Source organism: Hymenobacter volaticus, from assembly GCF_022921055.1.
Lineage (GTDB): Bacteria > Bacteroidota > Bacteroidia > Cytophagales > Hymenobacteraceae > Hymenobacter > Hymenobacter volaticus.
This window is the reverse complement of the sequence record NZ_CP095061.1, coordinates 1,815,111-1,830,789: the sequence shown is the minus strand read 5'-3', so window position 1 is coordinate 1,830,789 and position 15,679 is coordinate 1,815,111. Positions and strand designations below refer to the sequence as shown.

15 protein-coding genes, 1 other RNA gene and 1 pseudogene are annotated in these 15,679 nt (G+C 54.5%); 10 read left to right on the top strand and 7 right to left on the bottom strand.

Going from position 1 to position 15,679, the window contains the following annotated elements:
- Window positions 1-14: 14 nt before the first annotated feature.
- Window positions 15-1,739, bottom strand: coding sequence for a DUF6044 family protein (locus MUN86_RS07945; RefSeq protein ID WP_280640613.1), 1,725 nt, complete (start codon window positions 1,737-1,739; stop codon window positions 15-17).
- A 98-nt stretch (window positions 1,740-1,837) separates the two neighbouring features.
- Between MUN86_RS07945 and MUN86_RS07940 the strand changes: the two genes are divergently transcribed.
- The gene (locus tag MUN86_RS07940; protein WP_245123862.1) at window positions 1,838-2,257 is read left to right on the top strand and encodes a hypothetical protein; all 420 of its coding nucleotides are present in this window, start codon (window positions 1,838-1,840) and stop codon (window positions 2,255-2,257) included.
- A 77-nt stretch (window positions 2,258-2,334) separates the two neighbouring features.
- Here MUN86_RS07940 and xerD read toward each other — a convergent pair whose 3' ends face one another.
- Window positions 2,335-3,237, bottom strand: coding sequence for a site-specific tyrosine recombinase XerD (gene xerD / locus MUN86_RS07935; RefSeq protein WP_245123859.1), 903 nt, complete (start codon window positions 3,235-3,237; stop codon window positions 2,335-2,337).
- Window positions 3,238-3,405: 168 nt separating this feature from the next.
- On the opposite strand from xerD, the gene aroQ reads away from it, so the two are divergent.
- The 6 genes from aroQ to rnpB all read left to right on the top strand — a co-directional run bounded on the left by aroQ (window position 3,406) and on the right by rnpB (window position 6,884).
- Window positions 3,406-3,864 (top strand): type II 3-dehydroquinate dehydratase, encoded by a 459-nt coding sequence (aroQ, locus tag MUN86_RS07930; RefSeq protein WP_245123857.1) that lies wholly within the window; start codon window positions 3,406-3,408, stop codon window positions 3,862-3,864.
- 350 nt (window positions 3,865-4,214) lie between these two features.
- Window positions 4,215-5,132, top strand: coding sequence for an aminotransferase class V-fold PLP-dependent enzyme (locus MUN86_RS07925; protein WP_245123854.1), 918 nt, complete (start codon window positions 4,215-4,217; stop codon window positions 5,130-5,132).
- Window positions 5,093-5,278, top strand: a complete 186-nt coding sequence (locus tag MUN86_RS07920) for a hypothetical protein (RefSeq protein ID WP_245123852.1) — start codon at window positions 5,093-5,095, stop codon at window positions 5,276-5,278. Before MUN86_RS07925 ends, MUN86_RS07920 begins: the two co-directional genes overlap by 40 nt.
- A 90-nt stretch (window positions 5,279-5,368) precedes the next feature.
- The gene (locus MUN86_RS07915) at window positions 5,369-5,929 is read left to right on the top strand and encodes a MarC family protein (protein WP_245123848.1); all 561 of its coding nucleotides are present in this window, start codon (window positions 5,369-5,371) and stop codon (window positions 5,927-5,929) included.
- A 62-nt stretch (window positions 5,930-5,991) separates the two neighbouring features.
- Window positions 5,992-6,459, top strand: a complete 468-nt coding sequence (gene rnhA / locus MUN86_RS07910; RefSeq protein WP_245123845.1) for a ribonuclease HI — start codon at window positions 5,992-5,994, stop codon at window positions 6,457-6,459.
- A 30-nt stretch (window positions 6,460-6,489) separates the two neighbouring features.
- An RNA gene (gene rnpB / locus MUN86_RS07905) (RNase P RNA component class A) lies at window positions 6,490-6,884 on the top strand.
- 86 nt (window positions 6,885-6,970) lie between these two features.
- Here the strand turns inward: rnpB and MUN86_RS07900 are convergent.
- From MUN86_RS07900 to MUN86_RS07895, 3 genes are read right to left on the bottom strand one after another with little or no spacing between them, the layout of a single operon-like run.
- Complete coding sequence (locus MUN86_RS07900) at window positions 6,971-7,264, bottom strand: c-type cytochrome (RefSeq protein ID WP_245123842.1); 294 nt, start codon at window positions 7,262-7,264, stop codon at window positions 6,971-6,973.
- A complete protein-coding gene (locus tag MUN86_RS32290) occupies window positions 7,219-7,416 on the bottom strand; it encodes a c-type cytochrome (protein ID WP_375379477.1) in 198 nt (65 codons plus the stop codon). Before MUN86_RS32290 ends, MUN86_RS07900 begins: the two co-directional genes overlap by 46 nt.
- Window positions 7,417-7,424: 8 nt before the next feature.
- Window positions 7,425-8,711 (bottom strand): PQQ-dependent sugar dehydrogenase, encoded by a 1,287-nt coding sequence (locus MUN86_RS07895; protein WP_245123840.1) that lies wholly within the window; start codon window positions 8,709-8,711, stop codon window positions 7,425-7,427.
- A 284-nt stretch (window positions 8,712-8,995) separates the two neighbouring features.
- Between MUN86_RS07895 and MUN86_RS07890 the strand changes: the two genes are divergently transcribed.
- Window positions 8,996-10,153, top strand: a complete 1,158-nt coding sequence (locus MUN86_RS07890) for a sigma-54-dependent transcriptional regulator (protein WP_245123837.1) — start codon at window positions 8,996-8,998, stop codon at window positions 10,151-10,153.
- A gap of 91 nt (window positions 10,154-10,244) precedes the next feature.
- Here the strand turns inward: MUN86_RS07890 and MUN86_RS07885 are convergent, their stop codons facing one another.
- Window positions 10,245-11,246: a long-chain-fatty-acid--protein ligase gene (locus MUN86_RS07885; RefSeq protein ID WP_245123834.1), complete on the bottom strand. Its 1,002-nt coding sequence runs from the start codon at window positions 11,244-11,246 to the stop codon at window positions 10,245-10,247.
- Window positions 11,247-11,357: 111 nt separating this feature from the next.
- On the opposite strand from MUN86_RS07885, the gene MUN86_RS07880 reads away from it, so the two are divergent.
- Window positions 11,358-11,936 (top strand): hypothetical protein, encoded by a 579-nt coding sequence (locus MUN86_RS07880; RefSeq protein ID WP_245123832.1) that lies wholly within the window; start codon window positions 11,358-11,360, stop codon window positions 11,934-11,936.
- A gap of 178 nt (window positions 11,937-12,114) precedes the next feature.
- Here the strand turns inward: MUN86_RS07880 and MUN86_RS07875 are convergent.
- Window positions 12,115-14,534: pseudogene (locus tag MUN86_RS07875) on the bottom strand (alpha-ketoacid dehydrogenase subunit alpha/beta).
- Between the two features lie 187 nt (window positions 14,535-14,721).
- On the opposite strand from MUN86_RS07875, the gene MUN86_RS07870 reads away from it, so the two are divergent.
- Entirely contained in the window at window positions 14,722-15,495 is a 774-nt protein-coding gene (locus MUN86_RS07870) for a DUF1573 domain-containing protein (protein WP_245123829.1), read from the top strand.
- Window positions 15,496-15,679 lie beyond the last annotated feature (184 nt).

The following is a 15,679-nucleotide window of genomic DNA, read 5'->3' as shown; positions in this document are numbered from 1 at the left end:
AGCTATTTCCCAAATCACTTGTTCATCACCTCGTACAGGTAAATCCGCCAATAGGCATCTGGCCGGCTGAATACGCCAACCGAACGGAGGCCGCTTTGAGCGGGTTGAGCTAGCCGGGCTGCCGACAATACGTAACGGCCCCTCAACTTTCGGAAGGTACTAGGATCAAACGTGAAATCCTGCACAACACGCTGCTGAAACGCGCCTACACGGAAATCCTTGCCCAACTCTGCTGAAAATAAGAAGCACCGGTTGCCCCAAGCATCGAAGTAAGCTCGCAGCATCGGACTCTTAGCCAACTCTCCGGCAATCAGCGGCCGAAACTTGTGCTTATAAGCAAGTGGATAATTGTTTTGGTAGGAATCGAGCGTGTAGAAGTTGTTGAGCTGAGCCACCGCTGGTGGAAACCCTAGACAAACCACCCGATACTGCGCGGGTTCAAGGCCGGTCTGTTGCCGGATAGTCTGCTGTACCTGCTCGAACAATGGCGCACTCACGTACGCTGCATAGTTGGGCTCCAAGGCCCGCGGCCGACCGGCTAACTCGCGCAGGTTGTTGAGCCATTCCGCATTCATGGCCAAGCCCACTAGCAACTGCATACCTAGTAAGGTAACCTGCCAACGAACTGGCAAAATGCGGAGAGCCAGCGCTAGCAACATAAACCACAGCAACGGACTCAGGAAATGAAAACGTCCGAAATTGAAAGCTCCTACCGCTGGCACCTGCGTCTGTAAAGCTGCCACCAGTTGCGGATAAAACCCGCTGAATAATGCCAGCCCCGCCAACACCAGCAGCCACGGCCCAAACCTCCTTAACTGCTTCACCTGCTGGCTGGCTGGCGCCCGCAGGACCGCCAGGGATACTGCCAACAAAATAGCCAGCCGTAGAAAGCGGCTGGCATGGTACTGCCCGACAAAGAAGAATTGGGCTGTACTACGCAACCCCTCGACCAAGCCCATGGGTGAGATTCGTCGCATATCAAACTCCAGCCGATGCGGCACAAACTGCTTGGCAATCAGCAGGGAGTAAAACAGCGGCCACTCTACCACCAAGTACATTCCTAATAACAGCAACACTCCCACTACCAAGCGCGCCTTCAGGCGGCGAGTTTGCCACCAGTCGTAGAGGACAAGCAGCCCGGAGGCAGTCAGGACAAATGGTCCTACAAACGCGAATATGCTCCACAGCGGAAACGTACCGATAAGCAGCCAGTGCCACCACCGTGCTGGCCCGCGGCGCAGTTCCAGAAAGGCCAGCAACAGGCCCGCTTGCCCCGGCACCGACCATCCATATATGGTATAAAATGGCAGCAGTGCCCAGCACAGTGCCACTCCTGCCGCTAGCGCTTTTTGGTGAGCTTCGCGTAGCCAATGCCGGCGCACTAATGCATACATGGCAACTAAACTGAGTATCCGCACTAGGGCTTGCTGCACCTCATAAACAGCCCAGGGCGGCAGTACCTCAAACAGCCCGACAGTTACGTTCAGGCCCGAGCGGGCAGCAGTGCGTGGCAGCCCATCCATCACAGCTGGCAACACCACCGTTGGGCGGTGATCAAGTGCTACATTCTGCTTCACAAGCAGATACGGAATAGCAAACTCGGCTTCTAAGTTGTCGTCGATGGTGATATAGCTATGGTCCTGCAAAACTGCGAACGGCAGCAGAAACACTAGCAACCCCAATAGAGCGGCTAAAAAGGGCGACGTATGAAGTAAATTATATATCCTAGGTGATGGCACAATGATTAGATTTGCTGCGAAATTACCACTGCCCTGCTACTCTCTCACTCCTATTTGCAATGCCTGATTAAGGTTTTTCTTTGTCCTTGCATTGTCCTATGTCTCCACTTACCACGCTTTCAGCTGAGCAGCCATCCTGCCAAGTTGAATATGATGCTCACAATCAATGGCTGCGCGCAACCTGGCGCGGCTTTATTAATCCGCAGCACGCATTGCAAAGTATTGTCTCTTCGTTAGGCGTGCTCAGCAATCCAGTAGTGACCCTTTTTCTTAACGACAACAGCCAAGTTCTCAATCCTTGGTTTGATTCGCTGACTTGGCTGCGGTATGCTTGGGACAGTACCCATACAACCCCACCAGCTTGCGTGGCGCATGTAATGCAGCCAGGTGGCGACGCCAACGTCAGTGACCTCGACACCAATTGGACTCGTAATTCGGGCACTGAACTACAGCTTTTCGAGTCGGTTGAAGAAGCCGAAGATTGGCTGCGAGGATGCCACAGCGGCTGTGATTGTTAACAATGAACGAGCATCTGCCGAAAGCTAAGCACTTACTAGCTGGCGGTTAGAACAGTGAGTAGTTTCTATTGAATGCCTCAGCTTCGGGGGTGAAATGCCGTAATAATTTGCCGCAGATAGTCTCGGTCGAGGTGCGTGTAGATTTCGGTGGTCGTGATGCTTTCGTGGCCTAACATTTCTTGCACCGCTCGCAAATCAGCTCCTCCTTCGATGAGGTGGGTAGCAAACGAATGGCGTAAGGTGTGCGGACTGATGCTCTTGCGCACTCCGGCTGTGTTGGCAGCTTCCTTGATGATGTTGAAAATCATGATTCTGGAAAGCTTAGCGCCTCGTCGGTTCAGGAATACAAAGTCTTCGTTGCCCGGCTTGATATCGAGATGCGTACGGATGCTTTGCAAGTAAATTCCGATGTGCTTCAGGGCGTCGCGGCCAATGGGCACGAGGCGTTCCTTGTTGCCTTTGCCCGTCACACGCACAAATCCTTGATCGACGTATAAATTCGACAGACGCAACTCGGTTAACTCGCTCACGCGCAGACCCGAGCTGTAGAGCACCTCCAAGATGGCCCGGTTGCGGGTGCCCTCGGGCGTGCTCAAGTCGATGGCCTCCAACAACTGAAGTATGTCTTCGTAGCTGAGCGTGTCGGGAAGTTTGCGGCCGGTTTTGGGAGCTTCCAGCGTATCTGTAGGATCAATGAGCAAGAGGTCCTCCATGATCATGAAGCTGAAAAACGCCTTGATGCCCGAAAGGGTGCGGGCTTGTGAGGTGGCCGACATTCCAAGTTCGCCTAACCAGTCCAGAAACTCGCGCAACAGCGCGGTGGTCACTTCCTTAGGATTGTTGGGCAAGTGCCGGATTTCCAGAAAATAACGCAGCTTGCCTACGTCGCGCACATATGCCTCCACGGAGTTGGCCGACAATGATTTTTCGAGCTGTAAGTAGCCCTCAAATTGCCGCAGGGCAATAGACCAAGTAGACATAGGTAATCAAGGAATTGCTGCTTGTTGGATGGTCGATTCTTAAAAGGCGACCTGCATATTCCTGCAAGTTTAGCGAGACTTGCCAGAGAAATAGATTCTACCGGTTTGATTTGCCTTGCTATCGAACCACTCTTACTAAGTGTCTACCTAACACCCAACCATAGCTCAATGCACATTCTCATCCTCAACGGCCCCAACCTTAACCTACTAGGCCGGCGCGAGCCGGGCATCTACGGCACCCGCTCTTTCGACGACTATCTGCCCGAACTCCGCAATGCCTTTCCGGAACTGACAATCGAGTATTTCCAAAGCAACCACGAGGGGGCAATACTAGACAAACTGCACGAGGTGGGCTATACCTACCACGGCATTGTGCTCAACGCCGGTGGCTACACCCACACCAGCGTAGCCATTGCCGATGCTATTGCCGGTATCAATGCGCCCGTGATAGAAGTTCACTTGAGCAACCTGCACGCTCGAGAGGAATTTCGGCAGAAGAGCTTGCTCGGCAAGCATTGCGTAGGCAGCATCAGCGGCTTCAAACTGGAAAGCTACCGTCTCGCTGTGCAGTACTTCGACAGCCTCCGCCCGAAACGTGTGGGATTCAAAGTATCAAAGGGAGAGTAGCTGAAAGGACTTCAAAGCTTAGTGAAGCTTTTCGCGTTCTGACAATGCAAGCACAACCAGACCGTCATGCTGAGCGGAGTCGAAGCATCTCGCGTGCTGACGTTGCCAAAGTAATCGTCATGCTGAGCGCAGCTGAAGCATCTTGCTAGTGTAGTAAAATCAGTTGGCACCACAACCCCAGCACGCAGTATGCTTCGGCTGCGCTCAGCATGACGTTCTATTTGCGCTAGTAACATCAGCATGCCAGAGACTCTGGCTTCGTTAGGCATGACGTTCTTTTTTCGTCTTACTATTTCGCCGCCTCGCTGTTCCTACCTTTGCACCTCCAATCCTCCAGACTTCACCTACCTATGTATACATTCAATCCCGGCCCGTCGCAGGTGTACCCGCAGGTACGCCAGTATCTTCAGGATGCTTTCGATGAGGGTTGGTTGTCGGCTCCGCACCGGGGCGAGCGGTTCACGGGTCTGATGCGCCAGACGGTGGCCGAGCTAAAAAACAAGCTCAACGTTCCTCAGGACTACACGGTGTTTTTCATGAACTCCGCTACTGAGTGCTGGGAAGTACTAACGCAAAGCCTGACGCCCCGCAAGAGTTTCCACCTCTACAGTGGCGCTTTCGGTGAGAAATGGTATGACTACGCCAAAGCCCTACGGCCCGCCACCATCGGCATTCCCTTTGGCCCCGACGAGCTACCCGACGTAACAACCCTGCCCCTCCCCGACCAGGAAATCGACTTGGTGTGCATCACCCAAAACGAAACCAGCAACGCCACTCAACTGCGCGACGGGTTCATTCTGAATCTCTATAACCGTCTGGGCAACTCGCTATTGGCGGTAGATGCTACCTCTTCGCTGGGCGGGATTCAGATGAAGTACATCAAGGCCGATATTTGGTATGCCTCGGTGCAGAAGTGTTTTGGGTTGCCAGCAGGTCTGTCGCTGATGCTTTTGTCGCCGCGGGCCGTCGACCGGTTTCGGCAGATCAATGAGCGTAGCCACTACAACTCGCTCACGGCGCAGTACGAGAAGATGCTCAACTACCAGACCACGCACACGCCCAACGTGTTAGGCATCTACCTGCTGAGCCGCGTATTGCAAGATCGTGAGCCGATCAAGACGGTACACCAGCACCTGCAAGAGCGCGCTACCAAGCTCTACGACTACTTCGAGCAGGCCACGCAACTCTCACCCTTATCTCCAACCCCGAGACCCGCTCCACCACCGTTGTGGGCTTGCAAGGCCCGCCCTCCCTCATCGACGACGTGAAGCGCCGGGCCCTTGCCCAAGGCTTGCAGCTAGGCAACGGCTACGGTAGCTGGAAAGCCGGCAGCCTGCGCATTGCCAACTTCCCCGCCATTCCCGACGCGGCGTTCGAGCAATTAGTACAGTTTTTTGCGCGGGAATTCGCTTAAGCAACGTGGTAAAAGTGTGCGAGGCAGGTGGCACGTTCAATAAACTGCGCCACCTGCCCCGCACACCATCACTTTTCACAAGTTCACCGCATGTTTAGCCTCAAGGAAATTTTCTCGGTTACACTTACCCTTTTCGCCGTGATTGATGTGCTGGGCTCTATTCCCATCATCATTCAGATCCGGCAGCGCGAGGGAAAGATCCACTCGGAAAAAGCCACCTTGGTAGCGGGCATCTTGATGGTGGTGTTTCTGTTCCTGGGGCAGAGCATCTTGTCTTTATTTGGCGTTGACTATCAATCTTTTGCGTTAGCAGGCGCTATCATCATCTTCCTCATCGGGATGGAAATGATACTGGGTATTCAGCTGTTTCGACACGATCCGCTGGCGACTACAGGCTCTATTGTGCCGCTGGCGTTTCCCATCATCGTGGGGGCTGGCACCATGACTACGCTGCTCTCCTTGCGCGCCGCTTACTCCCTGCCCAATGTGCTCGTCGGTATCGCCCTAAATCTCGTATTTGTGTACCTCGTGCTCAAGAGCAGCGCCTGGATTGAACGCAAGCTGGGCAAAGCCGGCGAAGACATTCTGCGCCGCGTATTCGGCGTCATACTCTTGGCTATTGCCATTAAGCTGTTTAAGTCAAACTTTTAGTATTCAAGAACTTGCTGCCTCAATACGCTCCGCACCAAGTTCTCTAACTTTCCGTTCCTCCATTGATTTACTTATTCACCGATGGTTCCTCGAGGGGCAACCCTGGTCCGGGCGGCTATGGCGCCATCTTGCGTTTCGGTCAACACGAGAAGGAACTGACCGAAGGCTTCCGGCTCACAACCAACAACCGGATGGAACTGCTGGCCGTCATCAAGGGCCTCGAAGCCATCAACCGGCCCGAACTGCCCATCACCGTCGTGACGGACTCGAAGTACGTGGTAGATGCAGTGGAAAAGCGGTGGGTGTTTGGTTGGGAAAAGAAGGCCGACTTCGGCAAGAAAGCCAACGAAGACCTGTGGCGGCGCTTCCTGAAAGTGTACGCCCAACGCAAAGTGTCATTCAAGTGGGTACGCGGCCACAACGGCCACCCCGAAAACGAGCGTTGCGACCAGCTAGCCGTATGGAGCGCTACCCAAGGCAAGCTGCTGGTTGACGACGGCTACGAACTAATTGAAGCCCGGCGAGGCTAAGGCAACAAATTGCGCCCTACCTTTGCTGGCGTAATGAGTCGCTCCGCCGCGGCGCCCTTTCGGGGCGACGAGGAAAGTCCGGGCAACGCAGAGCACCCTGCTTCCTAACGGGAAGGATGTGCCGCAAGGTGCAGACAGCCAGTGCCACAGAAAACTACCGCCTACGTTGCTTTCGGGCAGCCGGTAAGGGTGAAAAGGTGCGGTAAGAGCGCACCAGCGGGCAGGCAACTGTCCCGGCTGGGTAAACCTCAGGGGTTGAAAGACCAAATAAGCGGATACGTGGGCTTTCGGGCCCGCACCGGGCGGCTCGTTCGGCGTCCGTGGGTAGGTTGATGGAGCCTTTCCGCGAGGACTGGCCTAGATAAATGGTGGAGACGCTGCTTCCGAGCAGTGTACAGAACCCGGCTTACAGACTCATTACCAAATTCAAAAGGCCGCCGCAACAACAGTTGCAGCGGCCTTTTCGCTGGTAGTCGGAGCAGTACAAAAAGCAGTACGGAATCTACGTTTCTTACTTCTTGTTTGCCGCCCTGATGGCTTTCACTTCTGCTGCACTAATAGGCGCAGCCTTGTTGCCGAAGCTATTGCGCACATACGTGAGCACAGACGCTATTTGCTGATCGGTTAGAAAATCGTAGGAGGGCATGGCGTTGTTGTACGGCTCCCCATCGATGTCCTCGCCCTGCAAGCCGTTGAGGACCACTTTCACAATGCGGGGTTTTTCGCCGAGTACGTAGCTGGTCTTAATGAGTGGTGGGTTCAAGCCATCGACCCCGCCCCATCGGCTTGGTGACAGCTCAGGCAAGTTTCGGTGTAGATTGCTTTTCCTTCGGCAATAACCGCTGGTGAAGCAACGGCCGCTGCAGGAGTTGTTTTGGGTTTGGGAGCCGGCTTCTTTTGGGCCGAAGCTGACAACCCGCACAAGGTTAGCCCGATAAGGGCAACTATATTCTTCATCAAAGCGCTTATTTCTTGGCGTATACAATGCGGTAAATCGTGCCCATCTTATCGTCGGAGACGTAAAGTGAGCCATCGGGGCCCTGGGCCAAGCCGCAGGGTTTGTGGTCGGCGCGACCGGAAGTCACCTTTTCGGGAGAGCCCGCAAAGTTATCCGCGAATACTTCCCACTCGCCAGACGGCTTGCCGTTCTTGAAGGGCTGGAAAACTACGTAGTAGCCTGCCTGTGGCTCGGGAGCCCGGTTCCAAGACCCGTGAAACGCAATGAACGCGCCGTTGCGATACTTCTCTGGGAACATTGTACCCGTGTAAAACAGCAACGCATTGGGAGCCATATGCGCCGGGAAAGCGGCTGCTGGGTCAATGAAGTTGCCAGTAGCTTCTTTCTTGCCGTCGCCGCCGTATTCGGGGGCCATCATTTTTTTGCGCTGTAGCCCGTCGTAGTACATGTAGGGCCAGCCGGCGTTGTCTCCTTTTTTGAGGGCGTACATGCATTCCGCTGGCAGTAATGCAGATTGCTTAACGTCGTACATTTCCGGGAAAATGTCGTGAAGTTGGTCGCGGCCGTGCTGCATCACGAAGAGTTGGTTGGCCTGTGCGTTCCAATCCAGGCCTACCACGTTGCGCAGGCCGGTGGCGTAGCGGGTACCATCACCGTAAGTTTGGTTGAGCTTGTCGGCACGGAACTGCCAAACTCCTCCGGCTGAGTCTAGGATTGGGCAATTCTGTTGGCCAAGTGAGCCTTTCTGACGGTCCTTGATCTGGCAGGAGTTGGAATAGGCCCCAACATTGACGTAGATATTGCCGTTGTTGTCGAGCGCCACCGATTTGCTTTCGTGCTGCTTCCGGTTGATGAGGCCAGTGATGATTTTCTCGGGCTGCTCGGGGTTGGTTACCTCGCCCTTGGCGTCGAGCTTGTAGCGGTACACATCTTGGTCGGAGGACGCATACAAGTAGCCATTCTTGACGGCAATGCCGGTGCCGCCATAGCTACCGAAACCGCCAGCAACTTCCGCCTTGCCTCCACTGGTTTCGCGCAGCATCAAGATGCTTTTGCCAGTCTTGTCGGGCCGGTTGAGCTTGACGTAGATGTTGCCTTGGGGCGTGATGGTCAGGTGTCGGGTACGAGCCCCGGTTTCCACCACTTTCAAGGCCCCAAAGCCGGCCGGCAGTTTTAGGCCCGCGTTGTCGGCGTCGGGTACGGGCGGCCCTACTTTGCTGGTTAAGGCGTAGAGGGCCAAACTGCCAACCAAAGCCGAGGGCAGTAGCAGGTAGCGGGTCAAAAGTTGTTTCATAGGGGTAGGGTTCCGTCAGTTAAGAGTGTAATGCTGAGAATCAGATCAATAAGTTATCGGCTCAACTCGCCTTGCTTACTACATTCCCACAGCAGAGGTTGCTTCTGTTGCTGGTGCAGCGCGGCAAACTAGTTCCGCTGGCGCGAAAAGCAAAGTCGGCGGGGTTATAGCCGGAGTTGCAGCCGGGCCGCCGAGGCTTTGTATTTTCTTTGCGCACACGAACCAAGCACGGCTTTTCGTTACCTTCGTTACTTTCGCTTCCCCTCTTCTGCCAAACCCGTTCTATGCCCCGCATTCTCATTATTGACGACGAAAAAGCCATCCGCAACACGCTGAAGGAGATTTTAGAATACGAAAGCTACCAAGTAGACCAGGCGGAGGACGGGCCCTCTGGCCTTGATATGCTAATCCGTGACAAATACGATGTAGTACTCTGCGACATCAAAATGCCCAAGATGGATGGCATTGAAGTGCTGGAGCGGGCCCGTATTGTAGCACCCGACACTGCCTTTATTATGGTTTCGGCCCACGGCAATGTGGAAATGGCCGTTGATGCCACCAAAAAAGGAGCCTACGACTTCCTACAGAAACCACCAGACCTCAACCGCCTGCTCGTAACGGTCCGCAACGCCTTGGACCGCACCAAACTGGTGGCTGAAACCAAGACGCTCAAGAAGAAGGTTGCCAAGAATTCCGAGATGGTCGGCTCTTCGGCCGCCCTCGGCGCCGTGCGCAAGGCCATCGAGAAAGTAGCCCCTACCGATGCCCGCGTATTGATTACAGGACCCAACGGCGCCGGCAAGGAGATGGTAGCGCGCCAACTGCACGAGCAAAGCAACCGCTCCAGCGGGCCACTCATCGAGGTGAACTGCGCTGCTATTCCATCGGAGTTGATTGAGAGCGAGCTATTCGGACACGAAAAAGGCTCTTTCACGTCGGCCGTGAAGCAGCGTATCGGCAAGTTCGAGCAGGCCGATGGTGGCACGCTCTTCCTCGACGAAATCGGCGACATGAGCCTTTCCGCTCAGGCCAAGGTGTTGCGGGCGCTTCAGGAAAACAAAATCACCCGGGTTGGGGGCGAAAAGGAAATATCGGTGAACGTGCGCGTGCTAGCCGCCACCAACAAAAACTTACTTCAGGAAATAGCCGACCGCAACTTCCGCGAAGACCTCTACCACCGACTCTCTGTTATCCTGATTCAAGTCCCGTCCCTCAACGACCGGCGCGAAGACATTCCCGACCTGATCCAGAAGTTTCTACAGGACATTGCCAACGACTACGGCAACAAGCCCAAGAAAATAGACGCTGTGGCCCTCAAATACCTGCAAGGCCTTGATTGGCGCGGCAATATCCGGGAGCTTCGCAACGTAGTAGAACGCCTCGTTATCATGAGCGACGACACTATCTCTGAAGCTGACGCAAAAGCTTTTGCCGGTAAGTAGAACAACGAGACTAGCTAAAACAGGCGGCCCTTCTGAATGAAACTCAGAAGGGCCGCCTGTTTTAGCTAGTCTCTTGTTTTGGCCCGCTTAATTATACCATCTGATTGCATCCGCGCACGTCGGAGTTATCCAGGCGGCCCAATACTTCAAAGGAGCCATCAGCATGCATGCGGGCCAGGTCCTTGGTTTCGATGAAAGCACAGCTATCCACGTTGGCTAGGTCGATGACGTTGATGGCGCCGTCGGGACGGGTTTCGGAAACGGAAAATGGGTCGGCTGGTTCGCGGAGTAGCACCCGTAACTGTGGAGGAGCATGAAAGCGGCCGTCACCGAGACTGTAGGCTTGGCTTAATAGCTCCGTCATGCCGTATTCTGAGTGAATACCCGCTGGACCAAAGGCTTGCTGGAGTTCGTGGTGCAGCTCTTCCCGAATCATTTCGCGCCGACGGCCTTTCATGCCCCCGGTTTCGAGTACAGTCAGGTTCTGTAGCTCTGGCGCAAGCCCCATTTCGGCAGCCAAGTCTAGCAAGGCATAGCTCACACCGAAAAGCATCACGCGGCGACTATCATCTTGCTTCACCTCGCGCAGGGCTTGTAGCAAAGCCGCATGATCATGCAGAAAAAAAGCAGGCTGCGTCTGGCCGGATTCCTTGGCGAAGTAATCCACCATGGCCACCAAAGAAGAATGTCCTTGCTCTAAATAAGACGGCAGCAGTGCCAAAAATGTCCAGCTACTAATCGGTCCGTAGTACCGCTCGAAAATACTGGCGGCATTACGGCGGTAGAGTTGCGGGTCGCGGACGCGGTGCTGGCTCCGCTGCTGCATGGTGGTGCCACTACTTAAAAATAGCTCCTGTGGCTCCCAAACCTCAGGGTCTGTGCGCACATCGTGCGTTTTAAAGAACTCGATAGGCAAGAAGGGAATGTCGGTGATTCGCTCAACTTTAGTTGGCTTGCAACCTAACGCGTTTAAGTAGGCTCTATAAGGCGGACAGTGCTCCGCCTGGTAGCGAAACAGCCGCAACGCCACCGCCGATACATCGGAGAAGGTTAAGTGGGGCAGCTGGCGCAAATGCTCTTCGCGGAAACTCATTGCAGGGTTATCGGGTTTGGAAAACACATAACAAATGCATTAAGTCTTCGTTGAGAAGCTGTACCTTTTACCCGCCGCTGAGGCGATTTTCCACTCGTCTTTCTTGTTTCTATGGCCATGTCTCGTACGCTTCACTTAGGCTTACTTTTCGCGCTGCTTTGCGCGGCTATTTCCTCTTGCATTAGCCCGCCCGACTACTCTGATACCCCACGCATTAAGTTCAAGAAACTGGATGTAGTGCGCTTGCCAAGTGCCCCTGGTGAACAGCCTTTTGATTCAGATACTATTACTATTTCTTTCGAGGATGGTGACGGAGACTTAGGTCTAAACCCTGAAGACAATATGGCGCCCTATAATGATGCATCAGTAAACGGAAAACAGACTAACCCTAACTACTTCAATTATTACATTCAAGCTCAACTCAAAAACCCTAGTACCAATCAATTCGAAGACTATATCATTCCTGGGTCTAACGGAGAAGTAGGTCAATATAATGGCCGCTTCCCTCGTTTAACTACCGAGTCAACTAAGGAAGGACCTTTAAAAGGCAATTTGCGCTATAATTTGGGGCTGTATTTAGAATCACCATTTAAAGCTGGTGATGAAATTCGGTTCAGAATCAGTATTAGGGATCGTGCCCTCAACCTGAGTAATGAAATATTCACTGACTCCTACGTTGTAAAGCCTTAATCAGCAAATAGGCATCTTTCTGCACTTTGAAAGAGGGCGACACTTCTAGAAGTGTCGCCCTCTTTTTTGAAGCTTTCAAACAGGCTTCAAAACTTTGTTCAGCTAGCAAAAAAATGTTATATTTAACAACGGCTAACACATCAATCAGCCGTTGCCAAGTAGCTACTCACAATGCAGCTTAGTAGATGGCCGGGAAGCGCTTGGGATCGGCTTCACGCATCATTTCATACACCGTGTCGAATACTTCCTCTGCGTTAGGTTTAGAGAAGTAGTCGCCGTCGGAGCCGTAGGGCGGACGGTGGGCTTGGGCGGCCAAGCAGCGGGGGCCGAGTCGAGGTAACGGTAGGCATCTTGGTCGTCGAGAACCTGCTGCATCATGTAGGCGGTGGCGCCGCCGGGCACGTCTTCATCGGTGAAGAGCACGCGGCTAGTTTTCTGGATGCTGTCGGTAATAGTATGCTCTAGGTCGAAGGGGAGCAGCGTTTGCACATCCACTACTTCCACCGAAATGCCAACCTCCGCTAGTTGCTTGGCGGCATCCAGCACAATGCGGCACATGGAACCGTAGGTGACTATGGTTACGTCAGAGCCTTCGCGCAGCACTTCGGGCACGCCAAGCGGCAGCGTAAACTCGCCCACATTACTCGGGATTCGCTCTTTAAGCCGGTAGCCGTTTAAGGGTTCAATCACAATAGCCGGTTCGTCGGAACGAAGCAACGTGTTATAGAAACCGGCCGCCTGGGTCATGTCGCGGGGTACGCAGAGGTGAATACCGCGAATGGCGCCGAGAATCATCTGAATTGGGGAGCCGGAGTGCCAGATTCCTTCGAGACGGTGGCCACGAGTACGCACAATCAGTGGCGCCTTCTGGCCACCTTTGGTACGGTACTGCAGGTTGGCTAAGTCATCACTCAGAATCTGAATGGCATACAGCAAGTAATCCAAGTACTGGATTTCGCTGATGGGACGCAGGCCGCGCAACGCCGCTCCGATGCCCTGCCCTATGATAGTGCACTCCCGGATGCCGGTATCCGTCACCCGCAAGTCGCCAAACTTCTCTTGCAAACCGGCAAATGCTTGGTTTACGTCGCCGATACGGCCTACATCTTCGCCGATGGCAAAAATGCGGGGGTCTCGCTGGAAGTTAGCATCGAAGCAGGCTTGCAACACTTCTCGGCCGTCAACTTGCGAAGCATCAGGTGCGAATCGGGCCGGTACTACTTCGATATTGCCAACAGCTTCTTCGCTTTGGCTGAAGAGGTAGGAGTTGAAACGGTCCGCATTTTCAGCTTCGGCCTGATCCAGCCAATTCAGCAAGTCGCGGCGGGCGGCACTGCGCTGGCCCCGCACTTGGCGCAGGGCGCGGCGTACCGCGCGTACCAAGTCGGCCCGGATCGGTGTTGGATTTTGCTTAAGCGAATCCACTAAAAGTTGAACCCCGCTCTCGGGACCAGACGCAGTGGCTAGTTGGTTGAGTTGCTGTAGTACCTCGTCGCGCTCCTGCTTGATGGGGTCGAAGAAGGCAGCCCAAGCCGCGGTCCGGGCGGCTTTTACCACTTCCCGGGCCTCCGATTCGATTTGTAGCAGTTCGTCTTCGGTGGCGTGGCCTTCCGTTAGGAGCCACGACTTCATTTTCACCAAGCAATCATGCTGCTGCTCCCACACCAGCCGGTCTTTCGACTTGTAGCGCTCGTGGGAACCGCTGGTGCTGTGGCCCTGGGGCTGGGTTACTTCTGTAACGTGAATGAGCACTGGCACGTGCTGCGTGCGGCAGAGCTCGGCGGCGCGTTGGTAGGTGTCAACCAAGGCTGGATAATCCCACCCTTTCACGACGAAAATCTCGAAGCCAGGCTCTCCTTCCCCATCGCGCTGCAAGCCCATGAGAATGGCGGAAATGCTTTGCTTGGTGGTCTGGTACTCGGCGGGTACGGAGATACCGTAGTGGTCGTCCCACACGCTCATCAGCATCGGGATTTGGAGCACACCAGCAGCGTTGAGCGCCTCGAAGAACATGCCTTCGGAAGTGCTAGCGTTGCCAATCGTGCCAAACGCTACCTCGTTGCCATTCACCGAAAACTGCTCGAATTGCTGCAATTCAGGGTTTTGGCGGTAAAGTTTGGAAGCGTAGGCTAAGCCTACTAAACGAGGCATCTGGCCAGCCGTAGGCGAAATATCGGCAGAAGAGTTTTTGCTAGTAGCGAGGTTCTTGAAGTTGCCATCTTCGTCGAGGATACGGGTGGCGAAGTGGCCGTTCATGGCGCGGCCAGCCGTTGCGGGCTCGGCCTCTACATCGGTGTGGGCGTAGAGCTGGGCAAAGTACTGCTGCAAGGTCAACTCGCCAATGGCCAGCATGAATGTCTGGTCGCGGTAGTAACCGGCCCGCCAGTCGCCGGCCCGGAAGGCACGGGCCATGGCCAGTTGGGGCAGTTCTTTGCCATCGCCGAAGATGCCGAACTTGGCTTTGCCCATAAATACCTCTTTGCGGCCCGCCAGGGAGGCGTACCGACTTTCCCACCCGAGGCGATAGTCGCGCAGGAGTTCGTCTTTACTGAGAGTGGCCACGGGGACCAACAGGTCGGCAGATTCGGTAGTGGGCATAAAACGGATGGGGTTGATGCCAGGGAAGGCAGGAAGGGCCCGCACATTGGGTACAGACGCGCAAAAGTACGGATTTGGCTGGCAGGTTTTGTTGAGACGCAAGGAGGGGCGTTTTTGTTTATCTTTGGCAAGCGGAACGCCGTACTACTAGCCTCTGCCTCACCTTGTTCTCCTCATACCTCCTCATATGAAACAGTTTGCCTCTCTTGTCTTTGCTGTGCTGCTGGCCGTAGGCGCCCGCGCTCAAGGAGTTATCACCTTCGAAAAAGAGCTGCATGATTTCGGCAGCGTGCCCGAGGGCACTATGGCTACGCACGAATTCAAGTTCAAGAACACCGGAAACCAGCCCGTTGTTATTGCCAACGTGCAAGCCTCGTGCGGCTGCACCACCCCCGACTGGACCAAAACGCCGGTATTGCCGGGTAAATCGGGCATTGTGAAGGCCATGTACAGCAGCGCCGGCCGCCCTGGCGTGTTCAACAAAACCGTTACAGTGACCAGCAACGCCAGCGTTCCGAGCACGGTGCTCACCATCAAAGGCAACGTGGTAAACAAAGAGCAAGCAAAAGCCACGATGACGCCCGCGCAACTAGCACAGTCGCCGCGCTTGGTGCTGGACCGTACCACGCACGACTTCGGCAAGATTGAGTCGGGGCAGCAGCCTGTTGCTAAGTTCACGGTGAAAAATACCGGCAAGCAGCCGCTGGAACTCGGCATGATTACTTCGGCCTGCAACTGCGTAGGTTACAAGTCGGTGCCTCCAACGGTACAGCCTGGCCAGAGCGCCGTGGTGGAGTTATTGTACGCGCAGCGTCAGACGGGTCCAATGTCGGATGTGGCTACGCTAAGCTCCAACGATTTGAACGGCGACGTGAAGATTACGCTGAAAGCCAATGTGGTGCGTGACCTGAATAGCAGCAGCATGGTGAAGGAAACTAACGCGGTAGTACCATTTAAGTAAGCGCCCTGGTAGCAGGCTTCGCAAACTGATTTGCTGGCTAATTCTTTCCAACGCTTGGAATAACAAAGACGCCCCTGACGCACGTGTAGCTGTCAGGGGCTTTTTTTGTGTACGTAATTCTGTGCACGCGGCACTAGAGACGACATTGCGGTGTTGTGGTTTCTCGCAATGACGGTAGTTCACC